This is a genomic window from Lapillicoccus sp. (genome assembly GCF_025353065.1).
Taxonomy (GTDB): Bacteria; Actinomycetota; Actinomycetes; order Actinomycetales; family Dermatophilaceae; genus Lapillicoccus.
Genome location: NZ_JANXRJ010000138.1, coordinates 20,921 through 27,895, shown reverse-complemented (window position 1 = coordinate 27,895; position 6,975 = coordinate 20,921). Strand labels below are relative to the sequence as shown.

Annotated in this window: 4 protein-coding genes and 1 pseudogene; 3 read left to right on the top strand and 2 right to left on the bottom strand. The window is 68.4% G+C overall.

Going from position 1 to position 6,975, the window contains the following annotated elements:
- The 3 genes and pseudogenes from Q0R63_RS11090 to Q0R63_RS11080 all read left to right on the top strand — a co-directional run.
- Positions 1 to 799, top strand: a pseudogene (locus Q0R63_RS11090) (ubiquinol-cytochrome c reductase cytochrome b subunit); the annotation flags it as partial.
- A 156-nt stretch (positions 800 to 955) separates the two neighbouring features.
- The gene (locus Q0R63_RS11085) at positions 956 to 1,324 is read left to right on the top strand and encodes a metallopeptidase family protein (protein WP_295697212.1); all 369 of its coding nucleotides are present in this window, start codon (positions 956 to 958) and stop codon (positions 1,322 to 1,324) included.
- 263 nt (positions 1,325 to 1,587) lie between these two features.
- Entirely contained in the window at positions 1,588 to 2,877 is a 1,290-nt protein-coding gene (locus Q0R63_RS11080) for an IS256 family transposase (protein ID WP_295697210.1), read from the top strand.
- A 57-nt stretch (positions 2,878 to 2,934) separates the two neighbouring features.
- Here the strand turns inward: Q0R63_RS11080 and Q0R63_RS11075 are convergent, their stop codons facing one another.
- Both Q0R63_RS11075 and Q0R63_RS11070 read right to left on the bottom strand, forming a co-directional pair.
- Positions 2,935 to 4,434 carry a PQQ-binding-like beta-propeller repeat protein gene (locus tag Q0R63_RS11075; RefSeq protein WP_295697209.1) on the bottom strand — a complete coding sequence of 500 codons (1,500 nt, stop codon included), beginning with the start codon at positions 4,432 to 4,434 and terminating at the stop codon, positions 2,935 to 2,937.
- Positions 4,435 to 4,489: 55 nt separating this feature from the next.
- Complete coding sequence (locus tag Q0R63_RS11070; protein ID WP_295697207.1) at positions 4,490 to 6,805, bottom strand: hypothetical protein; 2,316 nt, start codon at positions 6,803 to 6,805, stop codon at positions 4,490 to 4,492.
- Positions 6,806 to 6,975 lie beyond the last annotated feature (170 nt).

Sequence of the window (6,975 nt, the reverse complement as noted above, 5' to 3'; positions counted from 1 at the left end):
TGCACTCCGGCTCCTGCCCGGGCTGCTGGAGTTCGTGGCCTTCGGTCACACGTGGAGCTTCAACGTCTTTATCGGGGCGATCCTGCTGATCCCGGTGCTCTACGGCATCGCTGGCGCCTATCCGTTCATCGAGTCCTGGGTCACCGGGGACAAGCGCGAGCACCACCTGCTGGACCGCCCGCGCAACGCCCCGACCCGCACGGCTCTCGGCGTCACAGCGATCACCTTCTACCTCATCCTCTTCTTCGCTTCCGGCAACGACCTGATGGCGATCAAGCTGCACATGTCGATCAACGACCTCACGAACTTCTTCCGGATCGGCATCCTGCTGCTGCCGCCGCTGGCGTTCTGGGTGACCAAGCGGATCTGCCTCAGCCTGCAGAGGCACGATCGCGACAAGGTGCTCCACGGCCGGGAGAGCGGCACGATCATCCGCACGGCAGACGGCAAGTTCTTCGAGAAGCACGAGGAGCTCGACGCGTTCGAGCGGCACGTGCTCGTGCAGCACGACCCGATCGAGCGGTTCGTCATCGAGTCGGGGGTCGACGCCAATGGTGTCGCCAGTCCGGCCGCGCGCAAGGACCGCGCCCGTGCTCGCCTGGCCCGCTTCTACTTCACGGACGTCGTCAACCCGGTCACGCCCGAAGAGCTCGCCGCCGCACAGGCCCACGGAGACCACGAGGCCATCGGCAGTGGCGATGGCTCCGGGAGCCTCGAGGGACCGCCGGAGACGCAGGGGCTGGCCTCCCCGACAGCGGAGTACGAGTCGATCAAGCGCCAACGTGAGACGAACCTCTGATCTGAGCTGAGATCGCCGAAGGGGTGGCTGCCCGTCAGGGTGGTCACCCCTTCGGCATACCCGGCGGCCTCTCCCTGCTCGGACCGCTTCGCCCTGGCTGGTCTCCCCCACAGTTCGTCCACGGGCTGCCGTGTCAGAGTAGGGTGCATGGTGAGCATGGATGAGCCAGCAGCGCTGAGCTTGTCGGACGGGGAGTTCGAAACGGCCGTCGGGGTCGCTCTCGACCTCATCCCCGACGAGCTGGCCAGGCTGATGAGCAACGTCGCCGTGCTCATCGAGCCCGAGCCCTCGCCCGACGACCCGGAGCTGCTGGGGCTCTACGAGGGCATCCCCCTGACCGAGCGCGACGGCTGGTACGACGCAGGGTCGCTCCCCGACCGGATCACCATCTACCAGGGCCCGCTGCAGCGCTACTGCCGCGACCGCGAGGAGCTGCTGGACGAGATCGCGGTGACCGTGGTCCACGAGGTCGCCCACCACTTCGGGGTCGACGACACGCGCCTGCACGAGCTCGGCTGGGGCTGACGGCCACGCGGCCGCGCCACTTCAGGTGCGGAGCGCATCTTGACGTAGACCATGGTCCAGGTGCGAGGGTCGGGACATGGATCTGACGATGACACGGCACCCGACACACCACATCGGCTCTCGGGGCGGTGAGCAATGATCGGAACCTGTGGATGGTCCTCGGCGCGTGGGCGTGAAGGAGCGCACCCTCCCGAGGATGATCTGAAGCCCATCGAAGTCTGATCAGGACCGGCGTTGGCGCGCTGGTTCGGGAAGGTACGCCCATGCTCACGGTAGTCCACCAGAAGAACGAGACCAACGTTCACGCCCCCGCAGGGGTCGGCGGGTCGCTCCTCGACGAGTTGGTCCGCGACGGGGCGCGGGCGATGCTCGCGTCCGCGTTGCAGGCCGAGGTCGCCGCCTACGTCGACGCCTTTGCCGACCAGGTCGACGAGCACGGCCGCCGGTTGGTCGTGCGCAACGGCTACCACGCCGCCCGGGAGGTGACCACGGCCGCGGGCGCGGTCCCGGTCAAGGCGCCGCGGGTGAACGACCGACGCGTCGACGAGACCACCGGGGCGCGGGCCCGGTTCTCCTCAGCGATCCTGCCGGCGTGGGCGCGCAAGTCCCCGCGGGTCGCGGAGGTGCTGCCGTTGCTGTACCTGCATGGTCTGTCCAGCAACGACTTCGGGCCCGCGTTGGAGCAGTTCCTCGGCTCGAAGGCTGGGCTGTCCGGCCCCACGATCACCAGGCTGACGACCCAGTGGCAGGACGAGGCCGCCGCGTTCGCGAGGCGGTCGCTGGCCGGGACCGACTACGTGTACATGTGGGTCGACGGGATCCACCTCAAGGTCCGCCTGAGCCAGGAAAAGGTGTGCTTGCTGGTGATGATCGGGGTCCGCGCCGACGGCACGAAGGAGCTGATCGCCCTGGCCGACGGGCACCGCGAGTCGTCCGAGTCGTGGGCGGACCTGCTGCGCGACTGCAAACGCCGCGGGATGACCGCCCCCGTCCTCGCCGCCGGTGACGGGGCGCTCGGGTTCTGGAAGGCGGTCCGGGAGGTGTTCCCCACCACCCGCGAACAGCGGTGCTGGTTCCACAAGATCGCGAACGTCCTGAACGCGCTCCCGAAGTCCGCCCAGCCCGGCGCCAAGACCGCCCTGGCGGAGATCTGGCAGGCCGAGGACCGAGAGCACGCCGCCCGCGCCGCGGCCGCGTTCGCGACCGAGTACGGTCCCAAGTGGCCTAAGGCGGCCGAGAAGATCACCGATGACCTCGACGTGCTCCTGACGTTCTATGACTACCCGGCCGAGCACTGGATCCACCTGCGGACCACGAACCCGATCGAGTCCACCTTCGCCACCGTCCGCCTGCGGCAGCGGGTCACTAAAGGCCCCGGCTCCCGCGCTGCCGGGATCGCGATGGCGTTCAAACTCATCGAGTCAGCCCAAGCCCGTTGGCGCGCGGTCAACGCCCCTCACCTGGTCGCGCTCGTCCGGGCCGGCGCGAAATTCGAGAAGGGAAACCTCGTCGAACGGCCCGACGAGTCAGGCCCCGATCAGCACGTCGCCTGAACACGCTGATCGACAGGTATTGACAAATTGCTCTCCCCCTGTCGCCGGCGCTCAAGGCTACTTCAGGGCGTAGGCGTCGATGCCCTTGTCGGGGAGGTAGACGACGGAGTCGGCGACGATGGGTCCGGTGATGCCGCCGCCGTTCGGGGCAGGGAACGTGGCGAGGATGTCGCCGGTCGCGGCGTCGACGGCGGTGTAGACGTGCTGGGTAGGGGTGGCGGGGTCGCCGATCTGGCTGATGAGCATGCCGTTGACGAACAGGGGGGTCCCGCCTGCGCCGGGCCTGCTCCAGATGGTTTCGCCGGTGCCCTCGTCGAGGGCGGCGGTGACGGTGAGCTGGTTGGTGTAGACCCGGCCAGCGCCGACCGCGAGGCCGAAGGGGGTCTGATCGCCGGAGGCGGCCGTGTAGGTCCAGCGCAGCGCCCCGGTGGCGGCGTCGTAGGCGCGGATCTGCGCGTCGACGAGGACGAAGACGGAGGTGCCGTCGGCGACCGGGCGGGTGGCGAGGCCGCCGATGTCGGTGACCCACAACAGCTTGCCGGTGATCTGGTCGATCGCGGTCAGCTGATTACCGGCGACAAAGATCCGTCCCCCAGCGACGGCGGGAATCGAGGTGTTGACCCCCAGGTCGGTAATCGGGGTGGACCAGACGACGCTGCCCTTGACCGGGTCCAGAGCCACGACAACGTGACTGCGGCGCGCGACGTCTGAGCCGACGTCGTAGATGCGGCCTGCGTCGAGGACGATCCCGGGAGAGACCTGCTCGATGCCCGGCACATTGAGGTTATGAGTAGTGAGTCCTGTCTGGGGGTCGAGGCCCCATGCATGGATGGGGCCGCGTTGCTCGAGGAAGAGGAAGGTGCCGCTGGAGGCGTCGTAGGTCCCACCCCACATCGACAGCGGATTCTGACCGGTCTGGAACACCCACTTCTGTTTTCCGGTGACCGCGTCGAACCCGACCGCGCCCTCACCGAAGCTCCAGGACAGGACCCCCTGGGCGAGAGTGAACCCGTCGTCCCCTGGCCCGCCGTAGATGGAGTCGCCAAGGTAGAGCGGGGTGGTGTCGGCGATGGTGGCCTTGGTCAACCCGGTCTCGTGGTAGGCGTGGGAGCGGTGCGCCCCGTACTGTCCTGACTGCGCCCACTGCAGGTGCACCCCCAGACTGGTCGTGGCCGAGCGGGTACCTTGGGTGGCCCGCAGCGGCCGCAGGCCCTGTCGGGTCTTCAGCGGCACCCGCGGAGTCCCAGTGAACGTGCCGTCCGCGCGGACCGTCAACGTCCCCATCGCCAGCCCGTCGAGGGTGAGGGTCAGGGTGCCGGGCCGGAACCCGCCACCCTTGACCCGGACCGGCAGTCCCGGCCAGAACAACCCGGTTGGGACTTGCACCGAGGGCGCCGACGCCGGCACAGCCGCCAACCTCGACCAAGAGACCGCAGGGCTAACGGGCGGGCTCGCGGTGGCGAGCGCTGGTGCGGCGCTGGCGCTGAGCGCGCCGAGGGAGAGGGCCGCGGCAGCGACCATGGCCGCCCGTGTTGTCATCGGTCGTGTCCTGCTCATCTCGGGTCGTTCCCTTCACGTCGAGCTTCGCGTGTAGTGGTGGTTGTGGTGGTGGTCATTTCGTGGACGCCGGCGCGACGAGCACTCCGCCGCCGTCGTGGTTGCCGATGTAGATGTGTTCGTCGACCCCGCCTCCTGGGTTCGAGACGAACGCGGCGTCGAGGTTCATCGCCTGGTTGAGGAACTCGATCGGCTGGACAGCAGTGAGCACTGTCCCGGAGGTGCCGTTGTTGTACAACCCCGGCCTGGGGAAGGCGATGTCGGCGTCATAGCTGCGGGTGATGACCAACCGGTCAGAGATCCCGGACCCGGGGGGCCGGTCGAGCGCTATCGGACCCGTGTCAGTCAGCACCTGTTGGGTGCCACCCACGGTGGTCGTGAACATCACGGAGTCATTGACCGTGGGCTGCCCGAGACCGGTCAGCTTGTAGACGCCCGACACGGTGGAGGCATAGAGCGCGGTCGGTGACACGGTCTGGTTGTAGTTGGAAAGGGCACTTACCACGTAGTTGGTGCCTTGGTTGTTCGTGTTCCCCGGCTTGAGCCAGATCCGATCCCACGCCCACGGGCCTGAGGGCCACGTTCCAGAAAGATCGGGGGACCGGAAGAGTGTCTTTTGCACGGGGTCGTATACGAAGAGATACTGCGCCCCGGTGGACCAGATGAGACTCACGAAGTGGTTCTGAGGCAGCGGTGCCTGTGTGAAGCAGGGACCCGCCGGGGTTGTCCCCATCTGTGCATAACTCACTTGCTGCCAGGTGGAGGCGTTCCCGGAGGCGCGGATGAAGATGCCTTGGGTCTCGGTGGCGGCGATGACCTCGTAGACGTTACCGGTGGTCTGGTCGGGTCGTTGCCCGACGGCGAGGCCGACGATTCGAGCGATGACCCCGGCCGTGGTAACCGGAGTCTCCCAGTCGCATCCGAGGGTGCGGGCGGGGCAGCCGCAGGAGGTCCCGCCGGCGGCCGGCAGGTCGCACTCACGCACCCGGGACTGGTTGGAGGTGTCGTTGAAGGACTTCGTGCCGGTGCCGAAGAAGAGGTGGTCTGGGGTCGTGCCCGACGTCGCAGTCCACGACACGGTGGAGTACGTCGTTCCCGTGGTGCTGGTGTTCTCGAAGAGGCCGCCGACACCCAGCGAGGTGGTACTGACCGCACCGGACCAGTCGCCGTCCCCGATCGCGACGTTCCCGGTCAGGGACCCCGACAGGTGCCGGACCCCGCTTCCCGGGATGCCGTTGACAGCCGGCGCCCACTGCCCGACCGTGACCGTGCCCGACGGACCCGTCAGGCCCGTCAGCGTGGTCCGCCAGATCCCCGCCCGACCGGCCGAGTACAACCACGCCTTGCCAGACCCGGCGTCGGAATCCAGCACCAGCTGGCTGGTGCTGTAGCGGTTGCCGCCCATCATGTAGCCGTTCTCGGGGCTGAGCCACCACGTGGGGGACCCGGCATTGACGGTGATCAGGCTCGTGGTGACGGACGTCGTGGCCGAGGACCATTGGGTGTTGTGGGTGCGGTAGGCGATGGACCCCCCGCCGGGACAGTTACCGACCGGAGTGGGGGGTGGGTCGGTCGCGGAGCACCCCGCGAAGATGAGGACGTTGTCGGTGTTGCTGCCGGCTGCGGTGGGGTCGGCCATCACCGCCAGGCTCACCCAGTAGCTGGACCCGTCGAGGACCGTCCCCGTTCCGCTGGCGGGGAACGCGGCATTGGTGCAAGTGAAAAGACCCGCGGTTGGTCGTACGCACTGGTAGACACCGTCCTTGCCGCGGGCCACGTACAGGTGCGTCAGGCCGTCGTTCTGGACCACGGCCGCGACGTCGAAGTCGTGCCCGTCGCCCCAGCCCGCCATCTGCGCGCCCTCGATGGTGAACCCGAACCGTGTCCCGTCCCAGTGCAGCTGGGAGACCCCGTCGACTCCTGTCGCACTCAGGTCAGGGCTGTAGCTGACCCACAGCGTATCCGGGTCCTGCGGGTCGACGACGATCCCACGGATCACCTTCCCCGACAGCGCCGCCAGCTGGTGACACGCTGGCGCGACCCCGGTGCACCACGCGCTCCCGACGCTCGTGCGCGTGAACACGAACAGCCCGTCGTCGGCCCCGACGAGGATTTCGGTGCTCGACAGGGCCACCATGAGGTGCCCGACCTCACGAGGACGGTTGCCGTTGGTCGACCCGAGGTACGGCGTCCCCGCCACCGTGTCGGCGTCGTAGGCCACCCAGGGCGTCGAAGCGCCCGGAAGACCGCACGACGAGTTAACCAGTAGCTGCGCCGGCACCCCGGAGTCTCGTCCGACCCACAGGTACGCCTGGGTGCTCCCCACCCCGTAGGCCGCGGCCGCCGCCCCCGACTGCTGGTCGGCGCTCATCCCATAACTGGCGCCCTTCCACTCGGCGCCACCCGTGGACGACCACCCGGCGCCGTACACGTCGCCGCCGTACACCAGGTCGCGGGTGCCGCCGCTAGCGCAGGTACTTCCAGGAGCTGGCAACGCCAGCACGTTGACCGTGCCGCCACCGGAGAGGCCACTCGTGCCGT